Source organism: Micromonospora sp. CP22 (assembly GCF_009712475.1).
Lineage (GTDB): Bacteria > Actinomycetota > Actinomycetes > Mycobacteriales > Micromonosporaceae > Micromonospora.
The window spans coordinates 372,916-390,901 of sequence record NZ_VCJO01000003.1 but is presented as its reverse complement, the minus strand read 5'-3'; the positions used below and the strand labels follow the sequence as shown (position 1 = coordinate 390,901).

18 protein-coding genes and 2 pseudogenes are annotated in these 17,986 nt (G+C 71.6%); 16 read left to right on the top strand and 4 right to left on the bottom strand.

Translation table 11 applies throughout. The features are described 5' to 3' along the window. Positions 1-150 precede the first annotated feature (150 nt). The 16 genes and pseudogenes from ffh to FF096_RS07655 form a co-directional block, all read left to right on the top strand. On the top strand, positions 151-1,710 hold the full coding sequence (gene ffh, locus FF096_RS07730) for a signal recognition particle protein (RefSeq protein ID WP_309222866.1): 1,560 nt from the start codon (positions 151-153) through the stop codon (positions 1,708-1,710). Between the two features lie 65 nt (positions 1,711-1,775). Beyond that, complete coding sequence (locus FF096_RS07725) at positions 1,776-2,030, top strand: hypothetical protein (RefSeq protein ID WP_196222479.1); 255 nt, start codon at positions 1,776-1,778, stop codon at positions 2,028-2,030. Positions 2,031-2,048: 18 nt separating this feature from the next. Then, entirely contained in the window at positions 2,049-3,131 is a 1,083-nt protein-coding gene (locus FF096_RS07720) for an amidohydrolase family protein (protein WP_155215754.1), read from the top strand. A 124-nt stretch (positions 3,132-3,255) separates the two neighbouring features. Next, on the top strand, positions 3,256-4,662 hold the full coding sequence (proS, locus tag FF096_RS07715) for a proline--tRNA ligase (RefSeq protein ID WP_155215752.1): 1,407 nt from the start codon (positions 3,256-3,258) through the stop codon (positions 4,660-4,662). Positions 4,663-4,768: 106 nt separating this feature from the next. After that, entirely contained in the window at positions 4,769-5,416 is a 648-nt protein-coding gene (locus FF096_RS07710) for a DUF402 domain-containing protein (RefSeq protein WP_309222865.1), read from the top strand. A gap of 245 nt (positions 5,417-5,661) precedes the next feature. Continuing rightward, on the top strand, positions 5,662-6,117 hold the full coding sequence (rpsP, locus tag FF096_RS07705; protein WP_309222864.1) for a 30S ribosomal protein S16: 456 nt from the start codon (positions 5,662-5,664) through the stop codon (positions 6,115-6,117). 1 nt (position 6,118) lies between these two features. Continuing rightward, a complete protein-coding gene (locus FF096_RS07700) occupies positions 6,119-6,352 on the top strand; it encodes an RNA-binding protein (protein ID WP_013732101.1) in 234 nt (77 codons plus the stop codon). Beyond that, complete coding sequence (gene rimM / locus FF096_RS07695; RefSeq protein ID WP_155215748.1) at positions 6,352-6,909, top strand: ribosome maturation factor RimM; 558 nt, start codon at positions 6,352-6,354, stop codon at positions 6,907-6,909. Before FF096_RS07700 ends, rimM begins: the two co-directional genes overlap by 1 nt. A 15-nt stretch (positions 6,910-6,924) precedes the next feature. After that, the gene (gene trmD, locus FF096_RS07690) at positions 6,925-7,698 is read left to right on the top strand and encodes a tRNA (guanosine(37)-N1)-methyltransferase TrmD (protein ID WP_155215746.1); all 774 of its coding nucleotides are present in this window, start codon (positions 6,925-6,927) and stop codon (positions 7,696-7,698) included. A gap of 144 nt (positions 7,699-7,842) precedes the next feature. Then, entirely contained in the window at positions 7,843-8,199 is a 357-nt protein-coding gene (gene rplS, locus FF096_RS07685; protein ID WP_155215744.1) for a 50S ribosomal protein L19, read from the top strand. A gap of 183 nt (positions 8,200-8,382) precedes the next feature. Next, a pseudogene (gene lepB / locus FF096_RS07680) lies at positions 8,383-9,254 on the top strand (signal peptidase I). Positions 9,255-9,263: 9 nt separating this feature from the next. Further along, the gene (gene lepB, locus FF096_RS07675; RefSeq protein ID WP_309222863.1) at positions 9,264-9,899 is read left to right on the top strand and encodes a signal peptidase I; all 636 of its coding nucleotides are present in this window, start codon (positions 9,264-9,266) and stop codon (positions 9,897-9,899) included. Between the two features lie 100 nt (positions 9,900-9,999). Continuing rightward, positions 10,000-10,488: an NUDIX domain-containing protein gene (locus tag FF096_RS07670; RefSeq protein ID WP_309222926.1), complete on the top strand. Its 489-nt coding sequence runs from the start codon at positions 10,000-10,002 to the stop codon at positions 10,486-10,488. Continuing rightward, the gene (locus tag FF096_RS07665) at positions 10,482-11,294 is read left to right on the top strand and encodes a ribonuclease HII (RefSeq protein WP_155215740.1); all 813 of its coding nucleotides are present in this window, start codon (positions 10,482-10,484) and stop codon (positions 11,292-11,294) included. The genes FF096_RS07670 and FF096_RS07665 overlap by 7 nt, the downstream gene beginning before the upstream one ends. Next, positions 11,291-11,614 carry a DUF2469 domain-containing protein gene (locus tag FF096_RS07660; RefSeq protein WP_007075222.1) on the top strand — a complete coding sequence of 108 codons (324 nt, stop codon included), beginning with the start codon at positions 11,291-11,293 and terminating at the stop codon, positions 11,612-11,614. The genes FF096_RS07665 and FF096_RS07660 overlap by 4 nt, the downstream gene beginning before the upstream one ends. A 420-nt stretch (positions 11,615-12,034) precedes the next feature. Beyond that, positions 12,035-12,652: pseudogene (locus FF096_RS07655) on the top strand (M23 family metallopeptidase); the annotation flags it as partial. Between the two features lie 31 nt (positions 12,653-12,683). On the opposite strand, the gene FF096_RS07650 reads toward FF096_RS07655, so the two are convergent. From FF096_RS07650 to FF096_RS07635, 4 genes are all read right to left on the bottom strand, one after another. Continuing rightward, positions 12,684-13,865, bottom strand: a complete 1,182-nt coding sequence (locus FF096_RS07650) for an aminotransferase class V-fold PLP-dependent enzyme (RefSeq protein WP_309222862.1) — start codon at positions 13,863-13,865, stop codon at positions 12,684-12,686. A 65-nt stretch (positions 13,866-13,930) separates the two neighbouring features. After that, complete coding sequence (locus FF096_RS07645; RefSeq protein WP_155216120.1) at positions 13,931-15,028, bottom strand: tyrosine recombinase XerC; 1,098 nt, start codon at positions 15,026-15,028, stop codon at positions 13,931-13,933. Between the two features lie 59 nt (positions 15,029-15,087). Beyond that, positions 15,088-16,320, bottom strand: a complete 1,233-nt coding sequence (locus FF096_RS07640) for a DNA-processing protein DprA (protein WP_309222861.1) — start codon at positions 16,318-16,320, stop codon at positions 15,088-15,090. After that, positions 16,317-17,834: a YifB family Mg chelatase-like AAA ATPase gene (locus tag FF096_RS07635; RefSeq protein WP_155215738.1), complete on the bottom strand. Its 1,518-nt coding sequence runs from the start codon at positions 17,832-17,834 to the stop codon at positions 16,317-16,319. Before FF096_RS07635 ends, FF096_RS07640 begins: the two co-directional genes overlap by 4 nt. Positions 17,835-17,986 lie beyond the last annotated feature (152 nt).

Genomic DNA, 17,986 nt, shown 5'->3' with positions numbered 1-17,986 from the left:
CGACGGCTGCGACGGTGACGGTGGCGACCGGCTGGCGCGGGCTGCCGGGCCGGAAGCGCGGGTGTGGGCGGCGGGCTACCCTAGCGGTGGTCGGACAGCTCTCCCGGCCTCGTTCGTGCTCGCCGGAACACTGACAATCGGGATGTTCGCGTGTTTGACACCTTGAGTGACCGCCTCTCCGGGATCTTCACCAAGCTCCGTGGCAAGGGACGCCTCACCGACGCCGACATCGACGCCACCGCGCGCGAGATCCGCCTCGCGCTGCTGGAGGCGGACGTCGCGCTGCCGGTGGTCAAGGGCTTCATCGCGAACGTCAAGGAGCGGGCGCGCGGCGCGGAGGTCTCCCAGGCGCTCAACCCGGCCCAGCAGATCATCAAGATCGTCAACGAGGAACTGGTCGCCGTGCTGGGCGGCGAGGGGCGGCGGCTCCAGTTCGCCAAGCAGCCGCCGACGGTGATCATGCTCGCCGGTCTCCAGGGTTCCGGTAAGACCACCCTCGCCGGCAAGCTGGCCCGCTGGCTCAAGGCCCAGGGCCACCAGCCGTTGCTGGTCGCCGCCGACCTGCAACGCCCCAACGCCGTCGGGCAGCTCCAGGTGCTCGGTGGCCGCGCCGGTGTCGAGGTGTACGCCCCGGAGCCCGGCACCGGGGTCGGCGACCCGGTGCAGGTGGCGAAGTCCTCCATCGAGCACGCCCGGCGGGCTGCCCGGGACGTCGTCATCGTGGACACCGCCGGCCGGCTCGGTGTCGACGCGGAGATGATGCAGCAGGCCGCCGACATCCGCGACGCGGTCAACCCCGACGAGGTCATCTTCGTCATCGACGCGATGGTCGGCCAGGACGCGGTGCGCACGGCGGAGGCGTTCCGGGACGGCGTCGGCATCACCGGCGTGGTCCTCTCCAAGCTCGACGGCGACGCCCGAGGTGGTGCTGCGCTGTCGGTGCGTGAGGTCACCGGGCAGCCGATTCTGTTCGCCTCCACCGGCGAGAAGCTGGAGGACTTCGACGTCTTCCACCCCGACCGGATGGCCAGCCGGATCCTCGGCATGGGCGACGTCCTCACTCTGATCGAGCAGGCCGAGGCGGCCTTCGACACCGATCAGAAGGAGAAGATGACCGCCAAGCTGATGGGCGGCGAGCAGTTCACCCTGGAGGACTTCCTCGACCAGCTCATCGCGGTACGCCGGATGGGGCCGATCGCCAACGTGCTGGCCATGATGCCGGGCATGGGGCAGGTCAAGGACCAGCTCGCCGAGCTGGACGACAAGCACTTCGACCGGATCACCGCGATCATCCGGTCGATGACCCCGGCCGAGCGCACCAACCCGAAGATCATCAACGGGTCGCGGCGGGCCCGGATCGCCAACGGTTCCGGCGTCACCGTGATGGACGTCAACCAGCTGCTCAACCGCTTCACCGACGCGCAGAAGATGATGAAGCAGATGGGCGGCATGATGGGCCTGCCCGGCGCAGGCCGGCGCAAGGCGACCAAGTCGCCGAAGAACAAGCGCAAGGGCACCAAGGGTGGAAACCGGCCGCGCAGCGGTGCCGGCACCCGGGGAGTGCAGGGTGGCTTCCCCGGCGGGATGCCGCAGCTCCCGCCGGGGATGAGCCCGGAGGACCTGGCCGCCGGTCAGGGCCTGCCGCCCGGCTTCAAGCTGCCGAAGATCGACTTCAACAAGTTCGGCAAGGACGGCAAGCCGCCCCGCTGAGCGTGTCGGTGACGGCGGGTGGCGTGACCGCTGCTTAGGGTGATGCTGGCCTGGAAAGAGGAGTCATGACCGTGGCCCCCACGCTGCCAGTACGACAGGCCAAGGTCTACGCCCACGCCGGCGTGCGCACCTACTGTGTGGTCGACCCGCTGCACGAGAAGATGACGCTGACGGAGTACACCCTCAGTTCGTCCGGCGACTACGAGGTCGCCGCCCACACTGAGGATCTCTTCGTCACAAAGCGACCGTGGAAGGTGTCGGTCGACCTGCCGGCGTTGACCGCGCGGCGAGCGGGGCTCCTCGCGCGCGACGAGGAGTGATCGGGTAGGACTGTGCGCATGGCTCTGCATGTGCGCGGTGTGCTCCTACCGGACGACGAGGTCCGGGATCTGTGGCTGGTCGGCGACCGGATCACCTTCGACCCGGTGCCCGGCGCGGAGACGATCGCCGACCGTGGCTTCATCCTGCCGGGGCTGGTGGACGCGCACTGCCACATCGGCATCGCCCGAGGCGGCGCGCCGATCACCTCGTTGGACCAGGCCTGCGCCCTGGCCCGCATCGATCGGGACGCGGGCGTGCTGGCGATCCGGGACGCCGGCTCACCCTTCCCGTACCCGGAACTCGACGACGAGCCCGACCTGCCCCGCCTGATCCGAGCCGGGCGGCACGTGGCACCGCCCAGGCGGTACCTGCGCGACATCGGGGTGGAGGTCGGTGCCGCCGAGGTGGCCGCGACCGTGGCGGAGCAGGCCGCCGCCGGGAACGGTTGGGTGAAGCTGGTCGGCGACTGGATCGACCGGGGCGTCGGTGACCTGGCACCGGCCTGGGACGCCGACACGATGACCGCCGCCGTGGCCGCCGCCCACGCGGCCGGGGTACGCGCCGCCGTGCACACCTTCAGCGAGTCGGCGGTGGAGATCATGGTGCGGGCCGGGGTCGACTCGGTCGAGCACGGCACCGGGTTGAGTCTCGACGTGATCGACCTGATGGCCCGACAGGGCACCGCACTGATCCCCACGATGATCAACATTCGTACCTTCGGCAACATCGCCGACCAGGCGCGGGGGAAGTTCCCCGGGTACGCCGATCACATGCTCGCCCTGCGCGACCGCTTCCCCGAGGTGGTGCGCTCCGCGTACGAGGCCGGGGTGCCGATCTTCGTGGGTACCGACGCCGGTGGCGGCATCGACCACGGCCTTGCCGTCGAGGAGATGCTCCTGCTGCACGAGCAGGCCGGCATGTCCACCCTGGACGTCCTCGCCGCCGCCTCCTGGCGGGCCCGGGAATGGCTGGGCCTGCCCGGACTGGTCGAAGGCGCCCTCGCCGACCTCACCATCTACCCCGAAGACCCCCGCCGGGACCTCAACGCCCTGCGTACCCCCACGCACCTCATCCTCCGCGGCCACCCCCACCCGCGTTGATCAAGAAGTTTTCGTCAGGATTCGGCCTGCTGGTGACCAAAACTTCTTGATCACCAGCAGGCCGCGCGGGGCGCGCGGGGTGGGAGCGGAGGGGGGTCTGTGCGGGGGCATAGGATGTGCGGTCATGGCGCGTGTGCTTACTCCCCGGGCTGAGGACTTTCCTCGCTGGTACCAGGATCTGATCGCCAAGGCGAAGCTGGCCGACAACGGGCCGGTGCGGGGGACCATGGTGATCCGACCGGCCGGCTACGCCATCTGGGAGCGCATGCAGGCCGAGATGGACGACCGGATCAAGGCCGCCGGGGCGGAGAACGCGTACTTTCCGCTGTTCATCCCGGAGAGCTACCTCAAGCGCGAGGCCGAGCACGTCGAGGGCTTCTCGCCCGAACTGGCCGTGGTCACCCACGGTGGTGGCAAGCAACTCGCCGAGCCGGTGGTGGTGCGGCCCACCAGCGAGACGGTCATCGGCGAGTTCATGGCCAAGTGGATCGACTCGTACCGGGACCTGCCGCTGCTGCTCAACCAGTGGGCCAACGTGGTCCGCTGGGAACTGCGCCCCCGGGTCTTCCTGCGGACCAGCGAGTTCCTCTGGCAGGAGGGGCACACCGCGCACGCCACCCGCGCCGACGCCCGCGCCTACGCCCGCAAGATCCTGCACGAGGCGTACGAGGACCTGATGGTGAGCGTGCTCGGCATCCCGGTGGTGGTCGGGCTCAAGACCGCCCGTGAGCGCTTCGCCGGGGCGACCGCCACCTACACCTGCGAAGGCATGATGGGCGACGGCAAGGCGCTCCAGCTCGGCACCAGCCACGAGCTGGGCCAGAACTTCGCCAAGGCGTTCGATATCAGCTACTCCTCGGCGGAGGGCGGTCGGGAGCACGCCTGGACGACCTCGTGGGGCACCTCGACCCGGATGCTCGGCGGTCTGATCATGTGCCACGGCGACGACAACGGGCTGCGGGTGCCGCCGAGGCTGGCACCGACCCAGGCGTACGTCATGGTGGTCAAGGACGGTGACGGCGTCACCGAGGCGGCGGCCAAGCTGCGCGACGCGCTGCGCGACGCCGGTGTCCGGGTGGCGCTCGACGACCGCACCGACACCCCGTTCGGCCGCCGGGCCGTCGATGCCGAGCTGCGCGGCTATCCGGTACGCGTCGAGGTCGGCCCCCGCGACCTGGGCGCCGGCAACGCGGTGGTGGTCCGGCGTACGGACGGCTCGAAGTCCCCCACGCCGGTGGCGGACGTGGTCGGTGCGGTGCTCGCCGCGCTCGACGCCGACCAGCGGGCGCTGCACGACCAGGCGCTCGCCTTCCGCGAGTCGCGCACGGTCGACGTGGCCACGCTCGACGAGGCGCTGGAGGCGGCGGCGACCGGCTGGGCCCGGGTGCCGTGGTCCGCCGTCGGCGTCGACGGTGAGGCGAAGGCGAACGGGCAGGGTGTCACGGTGCGCTGCCTGGTACGCGCCGACGGCACCGTCCCCGACAGCGAGGACGAGCCGGACCTCGTCGCCATCCTCGCCCGCGCCTACTGAGTTGTAAGGAAGGGCACCCTGTTAACGCCTCCGGTAGAGGAAGGGGCCCTTCCTAACATCTCACCGGGGTGGGGTGCTGCCGCTCGGGATGGATAGGGTCGAGGCTGTGAGGTTCGAACCTGGTCGGTTGGTCGTGCACCGCAACGTGCGGCGGGGGCGGGTCGGCTGGGTCCGACCGGCCCGGGTGGTCAGCGACGACGAACGAGGGCTACTGCTCTGGGTGGCCGAGGGCACGCCGGTGGCCGCTGAGGTCAACGAGGCCGGGCTGGGTATGCGGGCGGTGCCCTTCCGCGAGTGGCTGACCCCGACCTACCGGTTGGCGCCGGGCCGCTGGACTGGACCGCCGCTGCTGAAGTTCCTGCCGACCGGCGCGGCACACTCCGTCTGGTGGTTCCGCGACGCCCAGGGTCGCTTCACCGGCTGGTACGTCAACCTGGAGGAACCCGGTGTCCGCTGGGACGACGGCGGACTGGCCGGTGTCGACATCGTCGACCAGGACCTCGACGTGTGGGTCCGTCCGGACCGCAGTTGGGAGTGGAAGGACGAGGACGAGTTCGTCGAGCGGTTGGCCTTCCCGGAGCACTACTGGGTGACCGACGAGGCGGCGGTGCGGACCGAGGGTAAGCGGATGATCGCACTGGCCGAGGCGGGGGTTTTCCCGTTCGACGGCACCTGGTGCGACTTCACCCCGCCGCCGGACTGGACCGTCCCCGACCGCCTGCCCGACGGCTGGGATCGCCCTCCGGTCCGCTGACCACGGGGTGTGTTCTTCGTCACGTACGGCCCGTCTCGGGTGACCCGGGGCGGTGCGGTGTGAACGTTCCGGAAGCGATCTGGCAGAATGGCTGGCTGGTATCCGGCGCGCGTCCGGCGCCCTCTAACCCGGCGCGTCGCCAGTCCACCCGAGTGGTCTCCGGCCCAACCCCACTGTGCCGGTTGGCGCTCACCCGTGCACCGCCCGTACCGGGTCGGTGAGATCGCAACAGGAGCGAAACAACCGTGGCCGTAAAGATCCGGCTCCTGCGGATGGGCAAGATCCGCAACCCGCAGTACCGCATCGTCATCGCCGACTCGCGCACCAAGCGCGACGGCCGGGCGATCGAGTTCGTCGGGATCTACCAGCCGAAGGAAGACCCTTCGGTCATCGAGGTCAAGTCGGAGCGGGTCCAGTACTGGCTGTCCGTCGGCGCTCAGCCCAGCGAGGCGGTGCAGCGGCTGCTGGAGCTGACCGGTGACTGGCAGAAGTTCAAGGGCCTGCCGGCCCCGCCGCCGCTGAAGGTCGCCGCCGAGCGGGCCGACCGCAAGGCGGCCTACGAGGCCGAGGCGAAGGCCGCCGCGGGCGTGGCCGACACCCCGGCCAAGCCGGCGAAGAAGGCAGCCAAGGCCGAGGCGCCGAAGGCCGACCAGGCGCCGGCCGAGGAGCAGCCCGCCGCGAACTCCGGCGAGCAGGCCTGACATGGCGCTGCGGCCGGCGTTGGAGCACCTGGTCAAGGGCATCGTCGACCATCCTGACGACGTGCGCGTCCGGATGGTCGACTCCCGTCGCGGCAAGCGGCTGGAGGTCCGGGTGCATCCCGAGGACCTCGGCACCGTGATCGGGCGGTCCGGCCGGACCGCCAAGGCGCTGCGCCAGGTGATCGGCTCCATCGGTGGGCGCGGCGTGCGCGTCGACATCGTCGACTCGTACTGATGCAGCTCATCGTCGGCAGGATCGGTAAGCCGCACGGCATCCGCGGTGAGGTCACCGTGGAGGTACGTACCGACGAGCCCGAGACGCGGTTCGCCCCCGGCACGGTGCTGGCCACCATGCCGGGGGCGAACGCCGCCCAGCCCGTGCCGAGCGGTCCCGGTGTGCCGTTCCAGGTGCCCGACGAGTTGACCGTCGAGTCCGCCCGTTGGCACCAGGGGCGGCTGTTGGTCGTCTTCGACGGGGTGCTGGACCGCAACGTCGCCGAGGCGCTGCGTGGCACCCTGCTCGTGGTGGACAGCGCCGACGTCGCTCCGCCGGAGGATCCGGAGGAGTTCAACGACCACCAGCTCGTCGGGCTGGCCGTGGTCACCCCGACCGGTGAGCAGTTGGGCGAGGTGGCCCGGATCGACCACGCTCCCGCCTCCGACCTGCTGGTGCTGCGACGTCCCGAGGGGCGTACGGCGCTGATCCCGTTCGTCAAGGAGATCGTCCCCGAGGTCGATCTCGCCGGTGGTCGGGTCGTCGTGGACCCGCCCGGCGGCCTGCTCGATCTCTGACTGGCGGCACCCCTGATGCGCGTCGACATCGTGTCGATCTTCCCGGAGTACTTCGCCCCGCTGGACCTGTCGCTGATCGGCAAGGCCCGAGCCAACGGGACGCTGCGGCTGGCCGTGCACGACCTGCGCGACTGGACCCACGACGTGCACCGGACGGTCGACGACACCCCGTACGGTGGCGGGCCGGGCATGGTGATGCGGCCCGAGCCGTGGGGTGAGGCGTTGGACGCCCTGGCCCCGGCCGAGTCCGCTCCGCCCCGGCTGCTGGTGCCGTCGCCGGTCGGGGTGCCCTTCACCCAGGCGTTGGCCCACGAACTGGCGGCCGAGCCGCACCTGCTGTTCGCCTGCGGTCGGTACGAGGGCATCGACCAGCGGGTCCTCGACCACGCGGCGACGCGGATGCCGGTCACCGAGGTCAGCCTCGGCGACTATGTCCTCTTCGGCGGCGAGGTGGCGGTGCTGGTGATCCTGGAGGCGGTGACCCGGCTGCTGCCGGGGGTGCTCGGTAACGCCGGTTCGTTGACCGAGGAGTCGCACGCGCACGGGCTGCTGGAAGCGCCGATGTACACCAAGCCGGCGACCTGGCGGGGGCTGTCGGTACCGGAGGTGCTCCGCTCCGGCGACCACGGCCGGATCGCCCGCTGGCGGCGCGACGAGTCGCTGATCCGGACGGGTCACCGTCGGCCGGACATGCTCGCCGGACTGGACCCGGAGAGCCTGGACAAACGGGACGTGGCGACGTTGCAGCGGGCCGGATTTCAGGTGCCCGGAGCGGATGTGGCAAAGTAGGGGGGTTGCCGCAGTCGTCTGCGCCCGTAGGCGGCTGCGAGGATCCTCGACCGGGGTCGGTTCCACCGGCCACCACCCGGGGATCAGTATCACCCATCCGCGCGCCGAGTGACGGTGCGCCGTGAGCCTCACGAGGACACAGCGATGAACATCCTGGACGCCCTTGACGCCCAGTCGAAGCGCACCGACCTGCCCGACTTCCGCGCCGGTGACACCGTCAAGGTGCACGCCCGGGTGGTCGAGGGAGCCCGGTCCCGGGTCCAGATCTTCCAGGGCGTCGTCATCCGTCGCCAGGGTGCTGGGCTGCGCGAGACCTTCACCGTCCGCAAGCTGAGCTTCGGCGTCGGCGTCGAGCGGACCTACCCGATCAACAGCCCGGCGATCGACCGTGTCGAGGTCGTGGTGCGCGGTGACGTCCGCCGTGCCAAGCTCTACTACCTGCGTGAGCTGCGTGGCAAGAAGGCCAAGATCAAGGAGCTGCGCGAGAAGCAGCCGAGCTGACCTCGCTCTGCGCCACGCCGCCCGAGCTGCGCGTATGTCGTACCGGCCAGTCCGCACTACCCTGGTCGTACGGGCGCAGCGCGGCGGTGGCCCGCCATCGTGGCGGGTGACCTCCGACTACCGCCCGGGGAGCCTCGACGAGGTTCCCGGGCGGTAGTCGTTTCTGCGGACCGGGGAGTGGGTGTGGTACAGGCGCTTGACGACAGCGGTGCGGCCGATCCCTGGCGTCGGCGGACCCGGCGGGGCAAGCGGCAGATGCCGCTCTGGCAGGAGCTGCCGTTGCTGCTCATCGTCGCCTTCTGCCTGGCGGTGCTGATCCGCACCTTCCTGCTCCAGGCGTTCTTCATCCCCTCCGGTTCGATGGAGGACACCCTGCTCGTCGGCGACCGGGTGGTGGTCAACAAGGTCGTCTACAACGTCCGGAACCCACAGCGCGGCGAGGTGGTGGTCTTCCGGGGCACCGACCGGTGGGTCCCCCAGGTGGATGTGGAGCCGCCCGCCGGCTTCGCCGACAAGCTCAGTCGCACCGTGGGTGACCTGGTCGGTGTCGGGCGTCCGGGGGAGAAGGACTTCATCAAGCGCGTCATCGCACTACCCGGGGACCGGGTGAGCTGCTGCGACGACCAGGGACGGGTGCTGGTCAACGGCACCCCGCTGGACGAGTCGGCGTACGTGTTGCGCGACTCGCCGTTGGACCTCCCACCGAACCCGGACGAGTGCCGCTCCCGACGGTTCGAGGAGATCGTCGTGCCGCCTGGCCACATATTCGTCCTCGGCGACCACCGTCAGGTCTCACAGGACGCGCGCTGCCAGGGCACGGTGCCGATCGACAACGTCGTGGGGCGGGCGTTCGCGGTGGTCTGGCCCTCCAGCCGATGGCACTCGCTGCCGATCCCCGATACGTTCGCCACCGTCGCGCCGCCGCCCACCGCGAGTGGCGGCGTGGCCCCGGTGCGGCCCACACCCGATGGAGGTGTCGTCCTGCTCATCCCGATTGCGGCCACACTATCCGTTCTCGCGCGTTCCGGACGGTCGCGCTCGGTCGGGCAACGTAGGCTCCTCCCGTGATTGACGAGCAGACCGACAAGCCCCGCCACTCCTTCTGGAAGGAACTGCCCATCCTCCTCGGGGTGGCGATCCTGGTCGCGGTACTGGTACGCGCCTTCGTACTGCAGACCTTCTTCATTCCTTCGCCGTCCATGGAGAACACACTCAAGATCGACGATCGGGTGTTGGTCAACAAGCTCGTCTACCACACCCGGTCGCCGCAGCGGGGCGAAGTGATCGTCTTCAAGGCGCCGTTGGAGTGGAGCGGCAACCCCGCGGGCGAGGACTTCATCAAGCGGGTGATCGGTGTCGGCGGCGACCGGGTGGTCTGCTGCGACGAGCAGGACCGCCTGGTGATCAACGGTACGCCGCTGGACGAGCCGTACATCTTCTCGGTGGACGGCCAGCGGGACAAGCCGGCGGACCAGGAGTTCGACGTGCAGGTGCCGAAGGGTCGGCTCTGGGTGATGGGCGACCACCGGTCCGCCTCCGGCGACTCACTGGAGCACTACCAGCAGTCCGGGCAGAACATCGAGTCGGCCACCATCCCCGAGAAGGACGTGGTGGGGCGGGCCTTCACGATCTTCTGGCCGTTCGACCGGGCAACCCTCCTGTCCGTGCCGGATGAGTTCGACGCGATTCCGAAGCCCTGAGCTGGGCCGACCCGCCGGTCGGCGAGCACCCGCCCAGGCCGGGCCTCGACGGGGGTGCCGGGGCGTGGGCGAGGTCGCAGGCTTCTGGCAGTCTGGTGCGGTGACCGACTACACCCCGAGGTGCGCCGCCCGCGTCCTCCTGGTCGACGCGGCCGACCGGTTGCTGCTGTTCCGAGGCTCCGACCCCGCTCGTCCGGACGACGGGCGGTGGTGGTTCACCCCGGGCGGGGGGCTTGATCCGGGGGAGACGTACGCCGAGGGCGCCGTCCGCGAACTGGCCGAGGAGACCGGACTGCGGCTGTCGGTGGCCGAGGTCGGCGAGCCGGTGCACGCGGATGTCGTGGAATTCTCCTTCGACGGGGTGTGGTATCGGCAGGAGCAGCGGTTCTTCCTCGTCCGGGTGTCGGCACACCAGGTCGACACGGCCGGTTTCAGCGAGGTGGAGCGAGGCAGCGTCGACCGGTACCGGTGGTGGTCGATCGACGAGCTGACCGGCACCACGGAACGCTGCTACCCACTTGACCTTGCAGAGGTGCTGGCCCGGGCGTTGGCTGGTACGACGGCTGTCACCGAGGGACAGGCATGCTGACTCCACCACGCACCGTGGTCCGCCGCGAGGCCGGGCTCTACGCCCTGGAGCGGGCCCTGCAACGGCGTGGGTTCCGCTATGTCGCCGGTGCCGACGAGGCGGGTCGCGGTGCCTGCGCCGGGCCGCTGGTCGCCGCTGCCGTGGTGCTGCCGGAGGGGCGGCGGGGCGAGATCGACGGGCTGGCCGACTCCAAGCTGCTCACCCCGGCCAGCCGGGAACGGGTTCACGACGAGGTCGTCGAGCGTGCCCTGGCGTACGCGGTGGTGGTCATCCCGGCGGACGAGGTCGACGCCCGGGGGCTGCATGTGTGCAATCTGGCCGCGATGCGGCGGGCGCTGGCCTCGCTGACGGTCCGGCCGGAGTACGTGTTGACCGACGGGTTCGGCGTCGACGGCATGGGTGTGCCGGGGCTTGCGGTGTGGAAGGGTGACCGGGTCGCTGCCTGTGTGGCGGCGGCTAGCGTACTGGCCAAGGTCACCCGGGACCGGATCATGGTGGATCTGGACGCCGCGTATCCGGGCTACGGGTTCGCCGAGCACAAGGGCTACATAACCGCCGAGCACACGGCCGCCCTGCGCGAGCGTGGGCCGTGTCGGGAGCACCGTTTCTCGTACGTGAACGTGGCCGCTGTCTCCGGGCTCGACAACCGGCCACCCCGCTCGCGACGACCGCTGGGCGCAAGCCGGGAAGAGCCGATGGGGCGCTCCGGCGCCGCAGGGGGTACCGTCGGCGTGGCGTTGAGCGAGCAGCCTCGGCCTCCGGCGCCGGTGGGGGAAGATGTGGTCATGGAAGGCGGAGTGCGATGAGCGCGGAAGATCTCGAAAAGTACGAGACCGAGATGGAGCTCCAGCTCTACCGGGAGTACCGCGACATCGTCCGTCAGTTCTCCTACGTGGTGGAGACCGAGCGCCGGTTCTATCTGGCCAACCAGGTCGACCTGCACGTCCGCAACTCGGACGGCGAGGTCTACTTCGAGGTCGAGATGCACGATGCCTGGGTCTGGGACATGTACCGCCCCGCCCGGTTTGTGAAGAATGTCCGGGTCATGACGTTCAAGGACGTGAACGTCGAGGAGTTGGAGAAGCCGGACATCTCCCTGCCCGCCGACTCCGGCTTCGGCGGCTGAGCCCAGCGTCGCCCACGGGCTGACGACGGCGGATCCCCCACCCGCCGCGATCGTCCGCGCCGCCCGTCGTCACGTCCACAGTGCACCGCCCGCCGTCCCCGCCGGTCTCCCGCCGTGGATGCGGCCTGGCCCTGGGATGCGGCCTGGCCCTGGGATGCGGCCTGGCCTTGGGATGCGGCCTGGCCCTGGGATGCGGCCTGGCCTTGGGATGCGGCCTGGCCCTGGGATGCGGCCTGGCCCTGGGATGCGGCCTGGCCCTGGGATGCGGCCTGGCCTTGGGATGCGGCCTGGCCCTGGTCAGGCGCGGCCGTCTATAGCAGATCATCCAGTTCCCGGTGGACTGTCCACAGGACGTCCGGCTATCCACAGGTCGGCGGTCCGGGGCGGCGAAGGCCGGTGGGCCCGACCACGCTCGACCTCATGCGACCACGGATAGCGATACCCGGCGTCCTCACGCTCCTGCTGGTGGCACCGGCGGGCGGCGCGCCCCCGGCGAATGGATCGTCGCCGCCAACGGCCGCACCAGTCGGGCCAGCGACGGCGCCGGGCAGGCCGGTCGACGGCACGTCGCGGGCCGATCCGGCCGGGTCGTTTCGGTGGCCGGTCTCCGGTACGTCGCGGGCCGACCCGGCTGGGTCGTTTCGGTGGCCTGTCGACGGCGTGCCGCAGCCGGTACGCCGGTTCGACCCGCCGCCCCGGCCGTGGCTTGCCGGTCATCGAGGGGTGGACCTGAGTGTCCCCGCCGCCGCCACGATCCGGGCGGCCGGGGCCGGCACGATCCTGTTCGCCGGCATGGTCGCCGACCGGCCGGTGGTCACCGTCGGGCACGCCGATGGCCTACGGACCACCTACGAACCCGTCCGCCCTGTCGTCACCGCAGGCACGGTGGTTGCCGCCGGTACGTCCCTGGGCGCCCTGTTGCCCGGCCACGCCGGTTGTCCCACGGCCGCCTGCCTGCACTGGGGGCTGCGCCGAGGAGATGACTATCTCGACCCGCTCGCGCTGCTCGGCCTCGGACGGGCCCGACTGCTGCCGCTCGGCCACGTCACCGTCGACCGGTCGTCGGCGCTCACCGTTGGGCGAGCAGGCCGGGCAGCCCGACGGCGAGTCGTTGGTACTCCTCCGGCGAGTTGTAGACCTGCCCGCACAGCCGCAGCCAGCCGCGTCCGTCCCAGGTCATCACCGCGACCTGGGTGGCGAGCCGCTCGGCGATGCGGGTCTGCAACGCCCGAGCACCGTCCCGGGTCGTGGCGAGACCCGCCGGCAACGGGATGAGCCGCATGGCGACCGTCGGTCCGCCGGGGTCGGGCAGGTCGGCCGGTGGCACGCCGAGCGCGTCCCCCACCACCCGTTGCCCGTACGCGGCCAGGGCGGCGTTGTGCGCGCGTACCCGGTCGACGCCGAGGCTGCGCAGTGTGTAGAGACCCGCCGGGGCGCTCAGCCAGGCCGTGTAGTCCGAGGTGCCCTGCCACTCCAGCCGAGCCGGGAAGCCCGAATCCTGTTCCCAGGAGACCACCAGCGGCTCGATCCGGTCCCGCCACCGTGGAGCCACCGCCAACACTGCGGTGCCGCGTGGGGCGTACCCCCACTTGTGCAGGTTGCCCACCCAGAAGTCGGCACCGATGCCGCGTACCGGCGCGGGCAGCATGCCCGGAGCATGCGCGGCGTCGACCAGCACCGGTACGCCGTGCTCGCCGGCCACCCCGACGATCGCGGCGACCGGGAACAGCCGGGCCGTCGCCGAGGTGAGCTGGTCCACCACCAGCAGACGGGTACGCCCCGGACGCAGGCCGTCCCGCACGATCTGCACCACCTGCTCGGCGGTGGCGGTCAACGGCACCCGCAGAACCCGGTGCGTCGCACCGGTGCGGTGGCACTCCCGGTCGATGGAGTAGTCGACCGCGCCGTAGCCGTGGTCGGTGGTGAGCACCTCGTCGCCGGGGCGGAGCCCCAGGGACTGGAGCACCACTGCGGCACCAGTCGTCGCGTTGGTGGTCAGAGCGGTGTGATCGGGGTCGGCACCGAGAAAACCCGCCAGGTGTCGACGGGTGTGGGCGATCCGGTCGGCCAGGCCCTGCGTGAAGAACCGCAGCGGGTCGGCTTCCATCTCGTCGCGTAGCCGTTGCTGCGCCCGTTGCGCCACGATCGGCACCGCCCCGAACGAGCCGTGGTTCAGATGGCTGACCGCCGGGTCGAGGGAGAAGAGCAGGCGGGCACCGGTGATCGGCTCGGGTGGCGGCGGGACGCTCACCTGATGATCGTAACCGTCGGGCCGGGGCGACCGGCTCGCCTTCGCTCCGGCTGCCTCACCCGCCGTCAGGCGCGGGGGTGGGCCTGACGGTAGGCGGCCCGGAGACGTTCCACCGAGACATGCGTGTAGATCTGGGTGCTGGCCAGCGAGGAGTGGCCCAACAGCTCCTGCACTGCCCGGAGATCCGCTCCGCCTTCGAGCAGGTGGGTGGCGGCCGAGTGACGTAACGCGTGCGGACTGGTCCGGGGCAGCCCGGCCGCCTTGGCGTAGCCGTTGACGATCCGGCGGGCCGTCGTCGGATGCAGCCGACCGCCCCGGGCACCGAGCAGCAGCGCGTCGCGGGACTCCGGGGTCGCCAGCAACTGTCGCCCCCGTCGCAGCCAGTCGTCGAGGGCACGCTGCGCCGGCAGCCCGTACGGCACCGTCCGTTCCCGTCCGCCCTTGCCGCGTACCCGGACCACCCGCCGGCCCTGGTCGACGTCGGCCGTGTCGAGACCGCACGCCTCGCTGACCCGCACCCCGGTGCCGTAGAGCAGTTCGAGCAGCACGCGGTCGCGTAGCCGCACCGCCGCACCGTCCTGCTCGTCGGTGACCGGCTCGGCCGCCTCGGCGACAGATGGGGCGGCGACAGATGGGGCGGCGACGCCGGTCGGGTCGTGGTCCTCGGCAGGTTGGCCGTCGGGGGGCGGTGGTGTGGTCGTGGGGAATGCCGGCGGGGCCGGCCGGCTGGCCGGCTGTTCGACGAGCAGCGCCGCCTGTTCGGGACGAAGCACCGTCGGCAGCGTCCGGCGTGGCCGAGGGCTGGCCAGCGTGGCGGCGACGTCGGCGGGCAGCAGTCCCGCCCGGTGGGCCCAGGTACTGAAGGTCCGGGCGGTGGCCGCCCGACGCGCCAGCGAGGTGCGGGCGGCACCGGTCGTGCGTTGCCGGGCCAGCCAGCTGCGCACCGTGTCGAGGCTCAGCTCGGCGACCTCGGTGCAGCCCATCCGCTGCGCGTGGTTCAACAGCGAGACCAGATCGGCGACGTACGCCCGGACCGTGTGCGCCGAGCGGTTACGGACCGAGGCGAGGTGCTCGGCGAACTCGTCCACCGCCTCCCGCAGCGGTGCCGGCAGCGCGCCGTGCATCGCCCGGGTGCTGGTGGCGGCCGATCCTCGCGCGCCCATCCTGCCCACGGGAACCACCCTACGAGCGCTGGCGCCCGGTCGGCGAACACGTGGCGTGCTCAGCCATACGGAGTTCCTGGCGGACGGGCCGGTCCTGCTGTTCGGGCATGGGTGCCCGTGCCCTTGCCGGTCGGGCTGGCCAGGGCGTAGCCGTCGTCACGGCGTACCACCAAAGCCAGTTCCTCCAGCAGGGGCAGTTTGCGCAACACCGTGCGGACGGCGAGGCCGGCCCGCGTGGCGAGGGCGTCGACGCCCACCCGCCCCCGCCGGGGCATCGCCTCCACGATCGACCGGGCGTCGTCGTCGAGCAGGTCGGTGGGCCGTTCGGGCCCACGCGGCACCGGGGCCAATTCACCGATCCGACCCACCTCCTCCAGCACCTGCGCCAGGCCGGTGACCAGCCGCGCCTTTGGCTCTTCCCGAAGGACCTCGTGGGCCCCGACCGACATGGCCGAGGTGACCGGGCCCGGAACCACCATCGCCGGGCGGCCCAGGGCGATGGCCCGCCGGGTCGTCTGTGTCGCGCCGCTGCGGGCCGCCGCCTCGACCAGCACGGTGCCCCGGGTGCCCGCCGCGATCACCCGGTTGCGGATGAGGAACCGGGGACGCAGCGGCTCCGCCCCCGGCGGCCACTCGCTGACCAACAGACCCGTGTCGGCGATCCGGTCGAACAGGGCCGCGTTGCCCATCGGGTAGGCGCGGTCCACCCCACACGCGAGCACCGCGACCGTGAGCCCACCGGCGTTCAACGCCCCACGATGCGCGGCGGCGTCGATGCCGAACGCGCCGCCCGAGACGACCGTCCAGTCCCGGTCAGCCAGCCCGTAGCCGAGGTCGGTGGCGATGTGGACGCCGTACGCCGTGGCCGCCCGTGCCCCCACCACCGCCACCGACCGGTCCAGCGCCTCCGCCAGCGGCCACGACCCGCGTACCCAGAAACAGAGCGGCGGCGCGGTCTCGACGTCCACCCGGCGGCGTGCGTCGGGCAGGCGGAGGGTGCGCAGGTGTTCCACCGTGCCGGGCCACTCGTCGTCGCCGGGGATGACGACCCGGACACCGAGCCGGTCGGCGCGGTGCAACGCCTCGGCGGCGATCGCCCTGGCGTCACCGGCCCGGGTACGCGCCGCCACTGACTCGCGTAGCCCCTGCTGTGGTGCACCGCCGTCCAGTAGCAGGTCCAGCGCGCCCATCGGACCCAACTCGTCGACCAACCCGTGCACCGACCGGGTGCCCGGTTCGGCCAGCCAGGTCAACGCCACCCGCGCCAGGGTCAACTCCTCGTGGGTGCTCACATGCCCTCTCCCGTCCTGAGTGCGATGGCCTCGCCGACGTCCTCCGCGTTCGGGGTGGCCCGCCCGTCCAGGTCGGCGATCGTCCAGGCGAGTCGGATGATCCGGTCGAAGCCACGGGCGGAGAGCGACCCGGAGTCGAGCCGAGACCGCAACTCGGCGGTGACCCGGCCGGGCAGTCGCCACGGTGCTCGTCGCAGGTCCGGACCGGGTATCTCGGCGTTGAGGCGTCGACCCAGCGGTGCCCACCGCCCGGCCGCCGCCGCCCGGGCCGCCGCCACCCTGCCCGCGACTACGGCGGACGACTCGTGACTGCCCGTCTCCATCAGCTCGGCCGCGCGCATCGGCGCCAGCCGCACCTGGAGGTCGATCCGGTCGAGCAGTGGCCCGGAGAGTCGGCCGAGGTAGCGACGGCGGACCAGCGGGGGACACTCACAGCGGTCGTCGCCGGCCGGGTTCGCGCACGGGCACGGATTGGCCGCGAGCACCAGTTGGGCGCGGGCCGGGTACTCGGCGCTGCCCCGGCTCCGGGTGAGCAGCACCCGGCCGTGCTCCAACGGCTGACGCAGCGCCTCCAACGCGGCCTTGCTGAACTCGGGTGCCTCATCCATCAGCAACACCCCACGGTGCGCCAGTGAGATCGCACCGGGACGGGCGAGCCCCGAACCGCCGCCGACGATCGAGGGCACCGTCGCGGTGTGGTGCGGTGCCTGGAACGGAGGCCGGCGGATCAACCGGCCACCCGGCGGCAGCAGCCCGGCGATCGAGTGCAGCGCGGTGACCTCCAGCGCGGCCTCGTCGTCCAGTTCCGGCAGGATCGACGGCAGGCGCTCGGCGAGCATCGTCTTGCCCGCACCCGGCGGCCCGATCAGCGCCAGATGGTGCCCACCGGCGGCGGCCACCTCCAGGGCACGCCGCCCCAGGCCCTGCCCGGCCACCTCGGCCAGGTCGGGGCCGGGCGCGGCCGGAGGCGGAGCGTCATCCGACGGCTCGATCAGCGGGGTGCCGTCGCGGACGAAGCCGACCAACCGGTGCAGGGTGTCCACGCCGCGTACCAGCAGCCCGGGGACGACCGCCGCCTCGGCCGTGTTGTCCGCCGGCACGATCACCCGCTGGACACCGGCCTTCGCCGCCGCGACGACCATCGGCAACACGCCCCGGACCGGTCGTACGGTGCCGTCCAGACCCAACTCGCCGAGGACCGCCACGCCCTCCAGCGGCAGCAGCGGAAGCTCACCGGAGCCGCCGAGCAGAGCCACCGCGATCGCCAGATCGAACGCCGAACCGAACTTGGGCAGGGTGGCCGGCAGCAGATTCAGGGTGATCCGGCGGTTCGGCCACCGTTGGCCGGAGTTGACCACCGCGGCCCGGACCCGATCGCGTGCCTCGTGCAGGGCGGTGTCGGGCAACCCGGAGATCACCACCCCGGGTAGGCCGGCGGCGAGATCCACCTCCACCTCCACCAGATGCCCGGTCACCCCGACCAGCCCGACACAGAGCACCCGGGCGTAACTCATCGCCCCACCTCGCTGCGCTCGGCGTCGCGATGAGGCACCACCGCGCTGCACCTGATGATTCGCTCGCGGTGCTCGCTCATCGCCCCACCTCGCTGCGCTCGGCGTCGCGATGAGGCACCACCGCGCTGCACCTGATGATTCGCTCGCGGTGC